Here is a 17,966-nt window from a genome sequence, read left to right as displayed (position 1 = left end):
CCGTCGTTTTCAATAGATTCTTTTATTTATAGTAGCATATTCTTCTATATAAGACTTAGAAATATGAATAATCTATCTTCATCAATAGAAGTAAACTGTAAATGTCTCATTCAACACGATAATTTACTTGAAGACTTTTTCAACTGATAGAATAAAAAAACTCCCCTGACTTTTCAATAGTCAGAGGAGTTTCTATCTTATACACGTGCAACTTGCATCTCGTTAAATTCTTTTTCTGAGCACAAAACAAAGTGTTCAGGAGCAACTTCACGAAATTCCACTTTATCCTCTGGTTCGTATTGATGATCTTTCGGATTATACGGATGGCGTACACGTGACCGCTCATAAACTGGGTCCGGTAAAGGAATTGCTGACAGTAGAGACTTCGTATAAGCATGCATCGGATTTCGGTATAATTCATCCGCTGGAGCCATCTCTACCAGTTTACCAAAGTACATTACACCAATGCGATCGGAGATATATTTAACCATTGATAAATCATGGGCAATGAATAAATATGTCAAGCCTTTCTCTTCCTGTAATTCCTTCAACAAGTTTACAACTTGTGCTTGAATAGAAACGTCGAGTGCCGATATTGGCTCATCCGCAATGATGAATTCGGGATCTACGGCTAATGCACGAGCAATTCCGATACGTTGACGCTGACCACCTGAGAACTCATGGGGGTAACGTTCAGCGTGTTCACGATTCAACCCAACAGTTTCAAGCAAATCAATTACTCGTTGCTTGCGGTCTGCTTTGCCTTTTACTAGACCATGTATATCGAGTCCTTCAGCGATAATATCTAGCACTTTCATTCTCGGATTCAATGAAGCGTAAGGATCTTGGAAAATCATTTGCATCTTTCTATTCAATACGTGATTTTCCTTTTTACTTTTCGGTGCGTGTACATCTACACCATTGTAAAGAACTTGACCCGCTGTCGCGTCATATAATCGGATCATAGTACGACCTGTTGTGGACTTACCGCAACCTGACTCCCCTACTAAACCGAATGTTTCACCACGTTTAATAGTGAAGCTAATGTCATCAATCGCACGTACTTCAGTTGATTTCCCAGCGTTAAAATATTGTTTCAAATTACGTACTTCAATTAAATTATCTGACATCACACAGTACCTCCCGTCTGTTCAACATAGTACCGGCTACCCTTAAATGTTTTCATACGTTCAATAACAAGCGCTGGCGGTTCAACCTGTGGTGCTTGTGGGTGCAATAACCATGTCGCAGCATAATGTGTATCACTCACTTTAAAGAACGGAGCCCGACGTTCCATATCAATCTTCATGGCATATTCGCTCCGCAACGCGAAAGCATCACCTTTTGGAGGATTCAATAAATCAGGCGGTGTTCCCGGAATTGCATAAAGTTTTTGATCCGCTAAATCCATGGATGGCATAGAGCTTAGCAAGCCCCAAGTGTATGGGTGTTGTGGATTATAGAAGATTTCATCCACTGTGCCTATTTCAACAATTCGACCACCATACATAACAGCTACACGGTCTGCAACGTTTGCTACAACACCTAGATCATGCGTGATAAATATGATAGACGTATCTGTCTTCCTTTGGATTTCTTTCATTAACTCTAGAATCTGCGCTTGAATCGTTACATCTAGTGCCGTAGTTGGCTCATCTGCAATCAACACTTTCGGATTACATGCTAGCGCAATTGCAATAACGATACGCTGGCGTTGTCCGCCCGAAAATTGATGCGGATACATTTTATAACGATTTTCCGCATTAGGAATGCCTACAAGATTCAATAGCTCAATCGTCTGCTTGCGTGCTGCTGACTTGTTCAGCTTCTGATGTTTTAATATAGGTTCCATAATTTGTCTACCAATTGTCATAGTCGGGTTTAATGAAGTCATTGGATCCTGGAAGATCATCGAAATGTCTTTCCCACGAATCTTTTGCATATCTTTTTCAGGGATCTTCGTTAGATCTTTTCCTTCAAATAAAATTTCTCCATTTTTATATTCAGCACTCGACTCTGGAAGAAGTCGCATGATCGATTTCGTTGTTACCGATTTACCTGATCCCGACTCACCTACGATTGCGAGCGTTTCACCTTTGTGTAAATCAAAGTTTACACCACGGATAGCTTTCACTTCACCTGCAAATGTATGGAAGGAAAGCTCGAGGTCTTTTACTTCTAATATTTTTGTCAACTTGCTCTCCTCCTCTTAATCTTTCATTTTAGGATCTAGTGCATCACGCAGTCCATCACCAATCAAGTTAAATGCAATCATAAGAACACTGATAACAATAGCCGGGAACAATAAGACGTATGGTTGATTCTCCATCACTTTATATCCGTCATTGATCAATGTACCTAATGAAGCAGCTGGTGGCTGGAGTCCAATTCCGATAAAGCTTAGAAATGCCTCAAAGAAAATGGCATTTGGAATCGTGAACATTGTATTGATGATAATAATTCCAAGCATATTCGGCAACAAGTGCTTTGTAATGATTTTGCCATCTTTGGCACCTAGCGTACGTGAAGCCAAAACGAACTCCTGGGATTTATATTTTAATGTCTGTGCTCGTACAATCCGCGACATCCCTATCCAACCGGTTATGGTGATGGCGACAATTATCGCAGTTATTCCTGGGTCCATGATCATAATCATCAAAATGACGACAATTAATGTAGGTATACCGATCAATATCTCAACAATCCGTTGCATGATGTCGTCTGTCCGTCCACCAAAGTATCCGGAAATCCCACCATAAGCTACCCCTATAACCATATCAATAGCCGCGGCTACAAATGCGATGAATAGTGATACACGAGAACCTTCCCAAAGTCGTGTAAATAAATCACGACCAAGTCCATCTGTACCAAACCAATAGTACTCGTCAACTTTCTTCATTTCATATAGATTGACAGTTTTTCCAGCTAATTTACCGTCCCCATCAAATAGTCCTGTTGCTTCAATACCAGGAATTTTAGGTGGTAAGTTGGCGTGACGTAAGTTTTGCGTGTCACCCGCATGCCCATTTAAATGTGGACCGATTAATGCCATCAGTATAACTAATAGAAGAACGACCATACTGACAATAGCTGCTTTATTTTTACGGAGTCCTAACCATGCATCTTGCCAGAAACTCAAACTTGGTTTCTCTATACGTTCGGAATGATGCGCGTCAATTGTCACTCGCTCAAAATCTTCTGGTGTTAATTTTTCTTGTTCGTTTTCAATACGCATTATCCCTTACCTCCAGACACACGGATACGTGGATCGATAACCCCGTATAAAATATCCACAATAAAAATAACTACAATAAGGAATGCTGAGAACAATAATGTCGTACCCATGATCGTGGCATGGTCATTCGTCATGATAGACGATACGAATTGCTCACCAATTCCTGGAATTGCAAAAATTTGTTCTACTACTAGTGAACCTGTTACCAAACCAGCTGCAAGTGGTCCAAGAACCGTGATTAAAGGTATTAATGCATTTCGGAATGCGTGTTTGAAAGCAATTTCAAACCCATTGGCACCTTTTGCTTTTGCTAAAATAATATAATCTGAATTCAATACTTCTATCATCTCAGTCCGTATAAAGCGCGCGGATAGGGCTAGTGGCCCCATAGCGAGTGCAAGCGATGGCAGGACACTTGACTTCCAACCGTCATTCCACAAACCGACCGGTAATAGATGCCACTCTGAAGCAATCCAATATTGCAACAATGATGCAAATACAAAGGAAGGAATAGAAATACCTAGTATTGCCAAGAAGGTGCTTCCGTAATCCCAAAATGTATTATGCTTTAATGCTGCAAGCATACCAAGCAGGATACCGACAATGGTCCCGAAGACCATCGCTTGCGCTCCCAAGATTAAAGAAGGTTTCAATCTTTTAGCCAATAAGTCGTTGACACTCTTACCTTTAAATACAAAGGACGTCCCCAAGTCACCTTTAGCCAAATTTTTCATATAGATTGCATACTGCACAGGCTTAGGCTTATCGATCCCATATTTCTTTTCAACAATCGCTTTTTGTGTATCATTCAACTTATTGTAAGAAGCAATTGGTGAACCAGGCAATGTCTGCATGAGGAAAAAAGAGGCAGTTGCAATTAAAAATAGCGTTATAAACATATATACTATGCGTTTTCCAATATACTTAACCACGGTACGTTACACCTCCAAAAGAGTTTCTTACTTTACTTATTAGTAATCACTTGACAATTTTCGACAAAATACTTTTTAAATATTGCAACTATTCGCTGTTACTAAAAAGAGAGTATATGGAATACAGATCCCCATATACTCTCCCCTATTAAACTCAAGACTTTACAACGATACTATTACTTACCTGAAATATACGCCCACTTGAAGCTATAGTCCGCTCCGAATGGATGATCAACTAAGCCTTTGAAGTATGGCTTATGCAAGAAGATCAAACCGCGTTGGTAAATTGGTGCAATTGCAGCGTCATCATCAAGTAGAATTTTCTCAGCTTGTGCGAATGCTTCATAACGCTCCTCAGGCTTAAGAGCCAATTCACCTTTAGAATCTTCAATCAATTTATCGTACTCTGGATTAGAGTAAGACATCAAGTTATTTGTACCATCTGTTACAAATAGATCCAAGAATGAAATCGGATCCTGGAAGTCTGGTCCCCAACCTGATACTTGAATATCATAGTCTTGGTTGCCATCCAAATCCAAACGTACGGAGAATGGTACTTCTTTCAACGAAATTTTAAGTCCTTCTAGGTTACCTTCTAATTGAGACTTGAAGTACTCGTCCATTTTCTTAGAAAGTTCAGTGTCGCCACCAAGAATTTCTAGATCAAGAGATTCAACACCTAGTTCTTCAAGACCTTTTTTCCAATGATCTTGTGCTTCTTCCACATTGTACTCTAAGTGGTTGCCGCTTAAATCACGGAAGTCTTTTTCGTTTTCATCAAATGCAAAGTTTGTTGGTACTAAGAAGTTTGCAGCTAATGAACCGTTAGCTAGTACTACATCTACCATATCTTCCTTTTCGAAAGATTTAGCAATAGCTTTACGAATGTTCTCGTTCGCAAGTGGTGTTTCTTTACCATCACGCTCTTGGTTAAACTTGAAATAGAATACAGATGTTTCTGGTTGAATAACTGCTTCTTCATCATCACGGTATTGCATAGCTAGGTCACCAGAAACTCCGGCACGATCCAACTTACCATCTTGATAAAGTTTAATTGCAGTTGCAGAATCTTTTACAACGTTTACATGAATTTCATTAAGTTTAACGTTTTCTGCATCCCAGTAATGTTCGTTCTTAACATAAGTCCAGCTATCGCCTGTTCCATCCCATTTAGTTAAAACGAATGGTCCATTTGAAAGAAGGTTATCAGAGTTTGTTGCAAATGCATCCGCTTTAGAAGCTACAAACTCTTCTTTAAGTGGATAGAAAGTTCCGAATGACATAAGTGACAAGAAATATGGTACTGGACGCTCAAGTTTAACTTCAAACGTCTTCTCATCTATAGCTTTAACGCCAAGCTCAGATACTTCCATTTTTTCTTCAGAAATTGCTGTTGCGTTTTCTACTACACCAGACATCATGAATGGTCCGTAAGGTGAACCAGTTGCTGGATCAATTGCACGCTGCCAAGCATAAACGAAATCTTCAGCTGTTACAGGTGTTTCATCAGCCCACATTGCATCACGAAGTTTGAATGTATAAGTCAATCCATCTTCACTTACTTCTGCTTCTTCAGCAGCCATTGCAGGTTCTGCGATATTTTCTTGGTTTAAACGGTATAAACCTTCGTTGATATTATTCAACACGTTGAAGCCAACTGCGTCTTCTACGATTGATGAGTCAACAGATGGGATAGCAGCAGATTCAGCTAAGTATAATACTTGCTCAGCATCTGGCTCTCCTTCTTCATCTTTGGCATGCTGTTTTTCTTCTGGTTCTTCAGTTGCCGCATCCTTGTCCTTGTCGTCCCCATCTGCTGCCGGCTTTTCTTCGTCTTTCGAACCGCCACATGCAGCTAAGAACATACTTAGCACTAATGTTAGTGCCATTAATAAAAGCCACTTATTGCTCTTCAAATTGTTGACCTCCCCTTTGGTGTTTTTGAAGTACTAACTTTTTCATTATACAAGAAAAACTTCCGAATGTAAACGCTAACAACAATATTATCTTAATTTTAAACTATTATTGAAGATTCTACACATTCTTACTCATTTCTTGTATGATAGACAGTAGCTATCAACATTAATTAAGAAAAGAAGGACTTCTATGAAACGTAATAGTATTGTATTTCTCATATCGCAGCTGGTGATTATTATTTCTGCCTATTCAGTATACGGTAAAATCTCATTATTAGGCTATATTAATGCTTCCTTTTTCGTCAGTGGTCTTTTGTTATTCTTTGGTGGGCTTGTGTTTGTCGTCCGTACTGGCTTCTTCGACTTCTTCATGACGAGTTCACGTAAAGTGTTTGCTAGAAAAGGTCAAAGAGAAGCTATCGAATCTATGCGTGCTCCATCCGAAGTAATGTCGGCGAGTCCAGCTTGGTTCTTCATTGCAGGTATGCCAACTTTCATTTTAATGATTTTGGCGCTTATTTTATACTATCTATAAAAAAATCTCGGTACTTCCTTTATAGGAAATACCGAGATTTTTAATTTACTGATATATTTTATAACACAACGGTGATTACTTGCTATTTACTTCTATCGCATTTAAAAAAGCTTGATTATTTACGATCTTCTACCTCAAGCTTACTACCATCGTTGAATTTGATTTCCACTTCGAATTTTTCATAATCCGCTTGAAGATTAAAAGCTTCTAGTATACGATCAATTGTTTCTTGCTGCGAGCTATCTTTTGTCACATCTAGGTTTTTCACTTTTGAATATACATCATCAAATGCTTCCTGACCTTTCAAATAAATTTCATTTAGTTCATCTTCTACTTTGGCTTTAATTGGTTCATTTTCATCTTGTTCAATTTCCGCTTCATACTCTTTGTCTTTTCCGTATGAAACATCTAATTCAATTTCTTTAAATGATAGCTTGTCCATGTTGGCTTGCATATCTCCTGTTGCCGAGTCAGTCGAGGAATCTGTTGTAGTATCTGGTACAGCTCCATCAGTATTTTGATTTGTATCATCAGTAGCTGGTTCTAATGGTTGCTCTACCGGCGGATTAGCTGCATTAGAATTTTCTTCTACTTTATCATCTTTCGCATTCGTTCCACATCCCGCCAATGCAAGCGCCATGACTGATACCCCTGTTATTACTAAACGTTTCATAAAAATATTCCTCCTAGATGTCGTATTAACCCTAGTATTACCCTTTTTGCTACTTTCTAATCGGTTAGTTTTATTTAATGAAGGGTATGTTGGTAAGTAAAGGAGTGTTTTCGAATGAATAATCAGAATCCCTTAACCGCTAAAGAAGCAATTGATTCCATTGAGTCAGCTGTACATACGGAAAGTAGTTTGCGACGTGCGCACGCGACCGGAGTTGCATTTGATGCCACTTTCAAACCAACCGGAGCCGCAATGCCTTGGACAATAGCTACTCATCTACAGCAATCTGAAGTTCCTGCTGTTGTACGTTTTTCTCACAGTTCTACGAGCCCGAACCCGAATGAGCGTTTGAATCCAATTAAAGGAATGGCAGTGCGCTTTCAATTATCTGATGGTACATTTACAAACTTGACTATGGTTAATATACCAATCTTCATTAGTAAAACTCCAGAAGCCTTTATTCGTCTAATACAGGCATTTGATTCAAACAGTACATGGTCACAACGAATAGATGCTCTGATGCATGACACAGAGTACAAAGCATTTGCTTCCATTTTAAAAGAACTGAAACCGTATCGTAATTTCGAAACCCTTCATTACTATTCTATTCATGCGTACTTTTTGAAGAATATGGACTTTGATAGACAAGCCGTGCGATTTGAATGGCAACCTGTACCTCAAAATGACTTTGATACGGAAGGCAACTCTATGGAAAACGAACTCATTCATAAAGTAGAACAAGGACATCCTGTACGTTTTCGCTTACTTATGCAATTAGCTGAACAAGGAGATCAAACGAGTGACCCCACTATTGCCTGGCCGAATGACCGAAAGAAAATTGAGGCAGGAACTCTGACACTGAACTCTCTTCGTGCAGATAACGCAGAAGCCTTTGTTTTCGATCCAACAGTTACTATAGAAGGAATAGAATGTAGCGATGATCCGGTATTACTATTTCGCTCCGCTGCGTACGAGGAATCTGCCAAGCGACGTGGCGTAAATAATGAACTTTAATAAATCTCTAGAAAAACCTAAAGGAGCGGTTATAATGCTGAATTCATTTTTACTATTTTCACTAAACAAAATACATTATAAGCGTTAGCAAATTTTTTCTTGAAGAAAAGATAGGCTATAATCATCTAGAAAATCAAGTTCTTTCACTATCGCCAATACAAAGCTATGCTATCCTTGATTTTTTCATTATGTTTTTGTTAAACTATTGACGTGTCAAATCAATGGACGAATCAAACTCAATTTCCGATATGAATAAGAACGTGCTAGCTAAGCTGGCAGAAGGGGTTGACTACTTACTACAAGGAGCTGATGTGTATGACAACGGAAGAAGAAAAAACATTAAATACTATGGAAGAAGAGGAAACGGAAAAGGATTATTCCTTAGATCGTGTACCTCTAGAAGACCGTACTAAAAGTTGGCTAAGCATTACGAACATCACGTTCGGAATCGCGACTGCCATCTTTTACTTTCAAATGGGCAGCGTCATGGCTTTGCAATTCGGTGCACCAAACGCTATTGTGTCCGCAATCTATGCCATAATTGTAGCAGGCTTACTCGGTACCGTGATTGCCTACTTATCGGCTAAGTCCGGAATGAACGTGAATCTATTATCACGCGGAGGCGGGTTTGGTTATATTGGCTCATCGCTAACATCATTGATTTACGCCTCAAACTTCATTATGTATTGTGCATTTGAAGGACTAATTCTTGTATCGGCTGTGCACATTTTCATGCCTGACTTTCCAAAGTGGATTTTGATTGTCGTCTTTGGGACACTTGTCATTCCCTTGAATTGGTTCGGTATTGAGCAGCTAGACAAACTTCAAAAATGGTCTATGCCAGTTTTTCTTGTGTTTCTTGTTGCAGCTATTGTTTTATCATTTATTAAACCGGCTGTTTATACAGGTTCCGTGTTTTCGTACATGCCTGAAGGTGTCGAATTTGGTGGAACAGCATTATTGTTCTGTATCGGAATGCATAATGGAATCATGGGATTGACTGCTTTACTCGCATCAGATTATGCCCGTTTCTTAAAACCATCCGACCGAAAATTTGGTTCTATTGCAATCGGTTTCATTCCTCAAATTTTCTGTTACGGTGTAATGGGCGGACTTGGAATTTGGTTTGGCGTACGTTTCTTGGAAAAGGATCCCGGTGTATACATCGTACTATTGCTAGGTATTGGTGGAGCATTGTTTACGATGCTGACACAGTTACGAATTAATGTAACGAATATTTACAGCAGTTCCCTATCGCTATCAAATTTCTTCGAAAATGTATTCCGTTTCACACCGGGACGCAGATTCTGGGTAGTCGTCTCAGCTGTAAGTGCTATATTACTGATGCTTGGTGGAATCGTGGATCATCTAGATACAGTCATGACATTCCAGGGTGTTTTCCTATTTTCGTGGGCTGCTATTCTAGTGACGGATGCATTGGTCGTCAAAAAGTGGCTGAAAATTGGTCCGACCTATTATGTCGCTCGACAAGAGTACTTGTACAAGTGGAACCCAGTCGGTGTCGCTTCGTTACTGATAGCAAGTACATTTGGCGCCGTTGCGGCGTCTGGTTATCTAGGTATATTCCTACAATCTACAGCTGCATTTGTCGCTGCTATACTGGCTGCTATACTGACAGTAATCATTGCTAAGTATACAAAAGGTAAATACTATTTAGTGCGTGAACCGAATGATATTACCGCAGATGATAAATTAAGTTAATAACTATAGTAATTCCCTACAAAGAAAAAATGCCTGAAAGATCGGTCAAGTCGATCCTTCAGGCATTTTTCATTCACTGTCTTCAGATAATCCCCTACGTTGGATGCTCCCCCACTCACGTTTACCACGCAGTGCACGTATAATTCCTTCAGCGCGCCAAACTAACGTTAGCGGACGATACCAAAATACTTCAGTTAACGATAGCATTACTAAACGAAATAGATCTTGCACTTTCGGATAGGTGTTACGGCTCCATGCTTCCAATAATACCGATGCCATTGAAAACAGGGATCCATATAGAATAAATAATAATCCTAAAATGCCCGCGAAGATCATATACACCTCTCCCATGAATAAAGAAAGCACAATGTACGCATAGCCAGCCAATTCAATTAATGGTCCAAGTAATTCAATGAATAAGAAATACGGAATCGATATCATACCTACTGAACCATACTTCGGATTGAATGCCATCTTTTTATGCAACCAAAGACTTTCAGCCAGTCCTTGATGCCAACGTCGGCGCTGTGTGCGTAGATCCTTGAAGTTATCAGGAGCTTCCGTCCAACAAACAGGATCCGGTGTAAAGACGATTTCTTTATCTTCTTTACGATCCGATATTTCCTCATGGAGCTTAACCACAAGTTCCATGTCCTCGCCGACTGTATTCTTGGCGTAACCACCTACTTGTAACACCCATTTTTTCGAAAAAACACTGAATGCACCCGATATGATTAATACTAGATTATATTTACTAAGCGCCATACGTCCCATTAGAAACGCACGCATATACTCTACAATTTGCATCATCACAATAGTTGAGCTTGGCAAGCCTTCTTTGACAACTTGCCCCATTTGGATTTCATATCCATTGGCAATCCGGACGTTGCCGCCTGTCGCAATAACTTCTTTATTAGACTCCATGATAGGCTTCATTACACGCAAGAGTGATGTGCGATCCAATATTGAATCCCCATCAATCGAACAGAAATATGGATACTTTGACACATTGATGCCTACATTTAAAGCATCCGCTTTTCCGCCATTCACTTTCGTAATCAAAAGTAAATTGGGGTGCATATCAGATTGATAAATTGTTTCGATAGGCTGTGTTTCAATTTGCTGATTCACTACTTTTCGAATGGGTCTCATATTGAAATGCTCAATCACGATATCTTCGGTATTATCGGTAGAACCATCATTAACTACAAGTATCTCAAATTCAGGATACTGCAGTGCCAACAAAGAATAGATGTTGCCAAGCACCCCCTCCTGCTCATTATAAGCAGGGACGATTACGGTTACAGGCTGTGTGTATATAAAATCTACTGCACCTTCATCCGATAAATTCTTCTGTAACTTTCGTTCTTTTCCTAACTGAGTGAATGCGATGATTAACATCGACGTATATGAGAAAATAACAGCCAACATATATACGAGCAATATATAGCCAACAAACGCAAAAACCGAGGAAGTAATTTCAGGTAAGTTCATCTCATTACTCCTTTCCGAGCATCTCTTCAGCTACATCCACCGCGAACTCATCAGATGAAGTGGTAATGACAGAATAAAGTGCTTGTTGACCATTTTTTAATGATTTTATCGATTTTGCAGCTTGCGCGCGAACTGGATAAGTAGAATCCTTTATCAAGTGTTTAAGAACAGGCAATGCTTCTTCTGTAGGAGCAGAACGAAAAATCTTGGCAGTCATCAACCGTTCTTCCCAAACATCTGAATGTGAAAAACCTTCATATAATTTGAGCGCATCTGCGACTTCCAATTTAGCTATACTCTTTAACGCGCGGATCCGCAATTCTTGTGCCGGGCTATCCAGGCATTCATGTAACAGCGGAAGCCAATCGAGATAGTGACGAACACCTATAATTTCAATCAACGTCAATTGCAATACGTCAGGTAATTCGTTAAAGTCTTCAGCTAGTAAACTAATTTGTGTCTCATCCAATTCTAACAATAGCCTTTTATAATCAAACTCGCCTAGTGGAACTTTAGGGTGGATAAAATGTGCAATAAAATCAGTACGAGAAAACTTTATTATTATCTCGTAAATCAATAGATATTCTGCTTTTGGATAAATCTTTCTTTTGGCCAATACCTTGGAAACAGGATCCAGCATAAATGTTAAATTGAATAAACTGATCTTATTGAGTGCATTAATACGTACACCACTGCTCCGACTATGGAGATTCTTACTATAGTAGTCACTCATGTATAACGCTGCAAAAGTATTAACTTTTTTGTTGATTTCATCGGAAGAAAAATGGTAGCTAAAACGAAAAAACAATTCATCAATCGCTTCGAGTTCTAGTGGTCCGTTGGGCATAAGGACTTCAATCGGCATGCCATCTCCTAGTAAATATTCATACCAGTCATCTTTTCGAGCTTCGATATACTCTCTAATTCCTTTCTTGTTTTTCATTTCTTGCATTCTATAAAAAACGAGTAAAAAGAACATACCGAAAAGTATGATTAACAAGGCCACGATGACTAGTAACAATGAAACTAATAACTTATCCATAATAAATACGATTCAACACTTTCGTAATTTGCGCTTCAAATAAATGTGGATTAAAGGGTTTCGTTATATAATCATCTACACCATTTTCATAAGCAAAAATCATTTCTGCTTCACTTTTTCGCTTCGTCATCATAAATACATGGTATTTCTGAGAATTCGGTAATTCACGTAGTGTGTATAACACTTCTAAACCATTTTTTCTTGGAAGAATGTCATTCACAATAACTAAATGAGTGTGAGACGATTGATACCAGTCAGATTCAATAAAGAATTGGCCGTCATGAAACACGCGAATTTCCAGATCAAGTTGTTTTATCTTTACGCGCTCCACTAGTTTTTGTATAACCATCGTGACAACGGGATCTTCATCAATAATACTCACTCGCACACATTGTCTCTCCAATTTTTTAAGTGTGCGGTCTTTTATAAAAGGTGTATTCCCAGGTAGTTGTAAAGCACTGTTAACCGAATCATTCCCTATCTGTAATACTTCTTCAAGCGTGGCATCTCCATTACGAATTTCGATTACTGAAACACCTACCCGATACGAACGAGTTGATTCTGTATGGCGTAATCTATCAATAAAGACATCTGCCTCTTCTTCACCTGTATTAGCCATTAAAATAATATCCGGTTTACCTGTCGGGAAATTGAACAATAAATCAGAGTTACGTATTTGCTCGAGGAGGATCTTCTTAATTTCAGGACTTTCAGGACTTTTTACAAAGACTATAGTGAATACTTGCCGAAAACGTTTCGTATTCGCCATTTGCCAATAAAAGAGTTGCGGAAAGAGTGAAGCATCCAACATATTTAGTTCACTATTTTTGGTTTTCATACCGATTACACCTTTCTTCAGCTAATTTACTGTTAGAATTTCTTCGGGTAAGCCCATGAGTGTCAGCCGATCTTATAATGTTATTGCCCCTACTGTTATGATCCAATAACGGAATTCTTTTGCATCTTACGGACAACAAAACTTCCATTATAATGTACTTCACAACCCATTAAAACAGCGTTTTAAGGAATGATTTATAGTTTCAATTGCTTTCATTTTCACTATTTTTCCTATCATAGGTTTCATCCAAAATTTCTTCCATCATTGGGAAATATGTTAACCAGTAGAAAGCCGAGACATCTTTGGCAAAGTATTTATACACATTATGTATCCCCTGCCATTTCACAATTGGCTTTTTATCAAAATCTGCATAGTCTCCTGCAAAATAATATGTATTATTCTGTTCCTGGTGTAATACTGCAGGGAATGTTTCAGGTATGCCAGCCTCAAGTAAAACACTGCGTCCCTTTTCGGTTAAATCAAATTCATAAGTTGCCAATACATTCGTATTTTTAAACGGCTCGACTACATCAAACCAATAAAGATAATCAGATGAATACACTCTTGGAAATTTTTCTTTTCCGTCTTTTGTCAACTCAAAATGGGCAGCACTTTTATTTTCCTGTCCATCCAAGACAATCACTTCACCCGATGTATGGACAAATGTAAGGCCTGCACCCGAAAAGAACCACTCACTATTCATCTGCTCCTTATACCCATCAATAAGCCAATGGGGGACTTCTTCATTGCCCAAGTCAGTGAAATAGCGTCCAATCCAACCTGACCAGGTAATTCCTAGGTCATTTTGCATGATCGCACTCATTTCTTTACTGGTAGGTGATGCAAAACTATTAAACTCGGCAATCAATGTTGTGCTTTCATCCTTACTTGCCATTAATTCTCGCCACTCTAGCAGTTCCATTCCACCATATAAAAGTTCAGACCGTGAACCATCGGGCTTGTCCTTAAGATCGTCACTGAATACACCATAAGTATCTGCTACATAAATCATATCAAGTGGTCGGGTCCGGAACGGTTCCATAGCTATTTGATCATATGGATCAAATCCATAATAATCGAGTTCGAGATCATAGAACTCTCCATCAGGACGTACAATTTTCTTTCCTTTTAATATATGGAATAAACCGTTATGCTCGCGATAATCCTTTTTGGCAACGGACTTATCAATTACTGCTATATCCATGATCTTTTCTTCTTTGAGTGTCCAATAAATTCGTGGCGACAAGACAAGTAAGATCAATACTAGTGCTATTACTATTTTTTTCACTATCTAGTCTCTCCTTTACTCTTGTCGACTGTTGTCTTACAACCGCAATTCTAGTATTATTATATCATCTATTATTCTTGTATACAATTAACATTTACATATCTTTAGTCTTAATATACTATATTCCTTTGCAAAAATTATTGTATAATGAATATGCAGGACTATTAGATTACACCGTTCTACTTTATCTTATGTTTCTAAAGAAAGGTGACTACTATGTCGAAAAAAGTACGACTAATTTGGTTGGCAGCGATTTTATTGGTTCTATCTAACTTCATATGGTTAAAACCCATACTAACTATGCGCGTCGATCAACCAAAATCCACTTGGTTGTGGCACACATCCCAAATAGTGGATAAGTCTGATTTACTCATTGGCTTTTTAGATCAAAAGAACGTATCTACTCTATATTTACAAGTCAACGCAGATATACCAGATGATGCATATCAACACTTTATTCAAAAAGCTAGTGAACATAATATTGAAGTACACGCTCTTGACGGTGCACCCCATTGGGCAACTGACCAAGATTCTGTACAAAGTTTCTTCCGTTGGGTTGAAAAGTATCAATCCATTTCGGATAAGACTGAACAATTCGCTGGTATTCATTTGGACATAGAGCCATACATACTGCCAACGTGGAATTCTAGTTTACAAAACACTATTGAGAGCTATCAGCAAAATATTCGATTTGCTGCGGGAGAATCTGCTCTTCTTGGACTGCACTTTGGAATCGATATACCATTTTGGTTTGATCAAACCTTCTATACGACTAACATGGGTGATGGCATTCTATCTGAATGGCTAATCGACCAATCCGACAGCATAAATGTCATGGCCTACCGTAACAAGGCTAATGGCCGTAACGGAATAATCAGTTTAGCGCAAAGCGAAATGGATTATGCTAACGCTGCTGGTAAGCATGCACGCGTAGCAATAGAAACTAGTAAATCGTCTGAAGGTGATTACCTGTCGTTCTTTGGTAAGAGTAATACGTATATGGAGAATCAGTTAAAGGAAGTAGAGCGATCATTTAATCATTCTGAAGAATTCCATGGAATTGCCGTCCATTCATTAGAAAGCTGGATGAAACGAAAATAATAGTGGACTATATGAAGAAAAGCCGTCTCGTTTGGGAGACGGCTTTATATATAACGGCATATATACATTAAATTTAAGCTTTGTTATCTTGTTCATAGAAAACTGGTGGTACAGATCCAAACACTCTACGATGATATAACATAGGATCTTTGTTTTTCTCAACTTTTAGATCAACTACTTCACCAATAATAATGGTGTGGTCTCCTGCTTCAATCGTCTGGAAAGTCTTACATTCAAACACACCGAATGCGTCTTCAATAATCGGTAAACCATTATCCGACATTTCCCATTCACATGTAGAGAAACGATCCTCTACACGGCTTGCAAATGTACTACAAAGTTCCTTTTGATCTCCTGCAAGTACGTGTACAGCAAATTTACCGCCTTCAGTGAATGCTTTGATCGAAGAAACTCTGTGATCGATCGACCATAAGAGAAGCATAGGATCCAAGGATACAGAAGCAAACGAGTTTACTGTCAGTCCGACTGGTGTACCGTCTTCAGTTACTGCAGTAACCACTGTTACACCAGTGGGGTAATTCCCCATAATTTCTTTGAATAAATTCTGTTGTTCTTCTTTTTTCATAAAACATTCTCTCCTTTATTGATGAGCCATTTCGAGTAATTTATATAGTCCATTTCTCTGGAAATAGGCAAGTATATATATATCATAGCACTTCCACTATCTTTCTTCATTTTTCTCAACTTGTTATATGTTTTTCTTTCAGTTTATGCAACGTATTCATTTTGTATCATGCTACTTTAGCCAGTCACATTAAAGGTACTAAAGCTTTATTTTATATCTTACATGTTTATAAACACTAAATCCGGCTATTATAAACGTAGCAAGTCTATCAAACATTTCTAGGAGGATACGTATAATGAATTTAACTAATCTCAAGAAAAACAACTTATTCAAAGTGGGAGCAGCGGCAATTCTCTCTGTCGGCGTCCTCAGTGCATGCGGTGACGATGACCCGGTTATTGATGAAAATGATGATGTTGACGTTGAAGTAGATCAGCCAGCTGATGTTACACCAAATGATGATGCAGATATGGAGGAGCCTGAAGTAGATATGGAACCAGACGATGAAAACAAAGACTAATAAAAAACAGTAAATAATAGAAGCTCAAAACCCCTGAAATCAATTAAAGTATTTCAGAGGTTTTTTCTTCCTACTTATATTTAACTGAATATTTCGTTTGTTCAAAAGTTTTATTTACAAAAAGTTACATTATGTATAATCTCTAGACATTCATCACAACATGATATGTAGGAGTGCTATTGGTAAAATATGAAAGTCTTATACAAGGAGGAGAATAAAGTGACAGAACATAGACCGCATGAGGATACACAAAAAGGAATTAGTCGTAGAAATTTCATTAAAAATACCGGCTTAGTGGCGGGAGGTCTAGTTGGCGGATCATTATTCGGTGGTCTATTGACTAACCAGCTACAAAAACCAAATGCACCTATTAACTCAGAAAAAGAAGTCAGCCACTTATTAGAAGCACGTACATTCTTTAGTAATAGCGAAGATTTTCTTATCCTTTCTGCTGCTACTGAAAGGTTATTTCCTACCGACGATTTAGGACCAGGCGCTATTGAACTAGGTGTCCCCTACTTTATCGACCGACAGCTTGCTGGCGAATGGGGAATGAATGCAAAAGAATATATGAAAGGGCCGTTTTTGCAGACAGGTGTGGTAGACGCATATGAAAGCCAAGCAGATTCGACCCAAGACCAAGGTCCAAATGCCGAAACGCAAGTACCTACACCAGCCTTTAGATATCAGACACCTATGACAAGGGGAGATATTTTCATGGAAGGTGTACAAGCATTGGAACAAACCGCACAGGAGAAATTCAAAACGAACTTCCATAAGCTAGAGCCGAAACAGCAAGATGAGATTTTGCAGATGTTTGACGATGGTAAAGCGAAGATGAACGGTGTCGCTTCGACAACATTCTTTAATCTATTATTACAAACAACTATTGAAGGAGCTTATGCTGACCCCGTCTATGGTGGAAATCGCAATATGGAAGGCTGGAGGATGAAAGAATTCCCCGGTCCACGTATGAGCTATACCGCGGATATAGAAAAAGAAGACTTCATCGTAATGAAACCTGAAAGCTTACGAAATTATCAAGGTCATTAAAAACAGGAGGAACTCAT

General features: G+C 38.7%; 17 protein-coding genes. 6 read left to right on the top strand and 11 right to left on the bottom strand.

Going from position 1 to position 17,966, the window contains the following annotated elements; translation table 11 throughout:
• Nucleotides 1-197 precede the first annotated feature (197 nt).
• The 5 genes from CSV76_RS10285 to CSV76_RS10265 form a co-directional block, all read right to left on the bottom strand.
• Nucleotides 198-1,130, bottom strand: coding sequence for an ABC transporter ATP-binding protein (locus tag CSV76_RS10285; protein WP_085427205.1), 933 nt, complete (start codon nt 1,128-1,130; stop codon nt 198-200).
• Nucleotides 1,130-2,194 (bottom strand): ABC transporter ATP-binding protein, encoded by a 1,065-nt coding sequence (locus CSV76_RS10280; RefSeq protein WP_085427206.1) that lies wholly within the window; start codon nt 2,192-2,194, stop codon nt 1,130-1,132. The genes CSV76_RS10285 and CSV76_RS10280 overlap by 1 nt, the downstream gene beginning before the upstream one ends.
• A 15-nt stretch (nt 2,195-2,209) precedes the next feature.
• Nucleotides 2,210-3,235 carry an oligopeptide ABC transporter permease gene (opp3C, locus tag CSV76_RS10275; protein ID WP_085427207.1) on the bottom strand — a complete coding sequence of 342 codons (1,026 nt, stop codon included), beginning with the start codon at nt 3,233-3,235 and terminating at the stop codon, nt 2,210-2,212.
• A complete protein-coding gene (gene opp3b / locus CSV76_RS10270) occupies nt 3,235-4,167 on the bottom strand; it encodes an oligopeptide ABC transporter permease (RefSeq protein WP_099625517.1) in 933 nt (310 codons plus the stop codon). Before opp3b ends, opp3C begins: the two co-directional genes overlap by 1 nt.
• Nucleotides 4,168-4,343: 176 nt before the next feature.
• Nucleotides 4,344-6,083 (bottom strand): peptide ABC transporter substrate-binding protein, encoded by a 1,740-nt coding sequence (locus tag CSV76_RS10265; RefSeq protein ID WP_099625516.1) that lies wholly within the window; start codon nt 6,081-6,083, stop codon nt 4,344-4,346.
• Nucleotides 6,084-6,273: 190 nt separating this feature from the next.
• Between CSV76_RS10265 and CSV76_RS10260 the strand changes: the two genes are divergently transcribed.
• Nucleotides 6,274-6,618, top strand: coding sequence for a DUF3899 domain-containing protein (locus tag CSV76_RS10260; RefSeq protein WP_085427210.1), 345 nt, complete (start codon nt 6,274-6,276; stop codon nt 6,616-6,618).
• 115 nt (nt 6,619-6,733) lie between these two features.
• Here the strand turns inward: CSV76_RS10260 and CSV76_RS10255 are convergent, their stop codons facing one another.
• Complete coding sequence (locus CSV76_RS10255; protein ID WP_085427211.1) at nt 6,734-7,291, bottom strand: YusW family protein; 558 nt, start codon at nt 7,289-7,291, stop codon at nt 6,734-6,736.
• 114 nt (nt 7,292-7,405) lie between these two features.
• Between CSV76_RS10255 and CSV76_RS10250 the strand changes: the two genes are divergently transcribed.
• Complete coding sequence (locus CSV76_RS10250; RefSeq protein ID WP_085427212.1) at nt 7,406-8,305, top strand: catalase; 900 nt, start codon at nt 7,406-7,408, stop codon at nt 8,303-8,305.
• 315 nt (nt 8,306-8,620) lie between these two features.
• A complete protein-coding gene (locus CSV76_RS10245) occupies nt 8,621-10,027 on the top strand; it encodes a purine-cytosine permease family protein (RefSeq protein WP_099625515.1) in 1,407 nt (468 codons plus the stop codon).
• A gap of 69 nt (nt 10,028-10,096) precedes the next feature.
• Here CSV76_RS10245 and CSV76_RS10240 read toward each other — a convergent pair whose 3' ends face one another.
• The 4 genes from CSV76_RS10240 to CSV76_RS10225 all read right to left on the bottom strand — a co-directional run bounded on the left by CSV76_RS10240 (nt 10,097) and on the right by CSV76_RS10225 (nt 14,689).
• Nucleotides 10,097-11,521, bottom strand: coding sequence for a glycosyltransferase family 2 protein (locus CSV76_RS10240; RefSeq protein WP_085427214.1), 1,425 nt, complete (start codon nt 11,519-11,521; stop codon nt 10,097-10,099).
• 4 nt (nt 11,522-11,525) lie between these two features.
• Nucleotides 11,526-12,563, bottom strand: a complete 1,038-nt coding sequence (locus CSV76_RS10235) for a HEAT repeat domain-containing protein (protein ID WP_099625514.1) — start codon at nt 12,561-12,563, stop codon at nt 11,526-11,528.
• A complete protein-coding gene (locus CSV76_RS10230) occupies nt 12,556-13,401 on the bottom strand; it encodes a response regulator (RefSeq protein WP_085427216.1) in 846 nt (281 codons plus the stop codon). The genes CSV76_RS10235 and CSV76_RS10230 overlap by 8 nt, the downstream gene beginning before the upstream one ends.
• Before the next feature lie 202 nt (nt 13,402-13,603).
• Nucleotides 13,604-14,689 (bottom strand): hypothetical protein, encoded by a 1,086-nt coding sequence (locus CSV76_RS10225; protein WP_085427217.1) that lies wholly within the window; start codon nt 14,687-14,689, stop codon nt 13,604-13,606.
• Between the two features lie 216 nt (nt 14,690-14,905).
• On the opposite strand from CSV76_RS10225, the gene CSV76_RS10220 reads away from it, so the two are divergent.
• Nucleotides 14,906-15,790 carry an amidase gene (locus CSV76_RS10220; RefSeq protein WP_099625513.1) on the top strand — a complete coding sequence of 295 codons (885 nt, stop codon included), beginning with the start codon at nt 14,906-14,908 and terminating at the stop codon, nt 15,788-15,790.
• Between the two features lie 73 nt (nt 15,791-15,863).
• Here the strand turns inward: CSV76_RS10220 and CSV76_RS10215 are convergent, their stop codons facing one another.
• Nucleotides 15,864-16,376 carry a flavin reductase family protein gene (locus CSV76_RS10215; protein WP_085427219.1) on the bottom strand — a complete coding sequence of 171 codons (513 nt, stop codon included), beginning with the start codon at nt 16,374-16,376 and terminating at the stop codon, nt 15,864-15,866.
• Nucleotides 16,377-16,671: 295 nt separating this feature from the next.
• Here CSV76_RS10215 and CSV76_RS10210 point away from each other — a divergent pair, with 295 nt between their 5' ends.
• Together CSV76_RS10210 and CSV76_RS10205 are read left to right on the top strand one after the other, a co-directional pair.
• Nucleotides 16,672-16,896 carry a hypothetical protein gene (locus tag CSV76_RS10210; RefSeq protein ID WP_085427220.1) on the top strand — a complete coding sequence of 75 codons (225 nt, stop codon included), beginning with the start codon at nt 16,672-16,674 and terminating at the stop codon, nt 16,894-16,896.
• 219 nt (nt 16,897-17,115) lie between these two features.
• On the top strand, nt 17,116-17,949 hold the full coding sequence (locus CSV76_RS10205; RefSeq protein ID WP_099625512.1) for a gluconate 2-dehydrogenase subunit 3 family protein: 834 nt from the start codon (nt 17,116-17,118) through the stop codon (nt 17,947-17,949).
• Nucleotides 17,950-17,966 lie beyond the last annotated feature (17 nt).

Origin of the sequence: Sporosarcina sp. P17b, from assembly GCF_002743115.1 — a bacterium.
Lineage (GTDB): Bacteria > Bacillota > Bacilli > Bacillales_A > Planococcaceae > Sporosarcina > Sporosarcina ureae_C.
The sequence above is the reverse complement of the archived record's forward strand: the minus strand, read 5'-3'. Positions and strand labels throughout refer to the sequence as shown.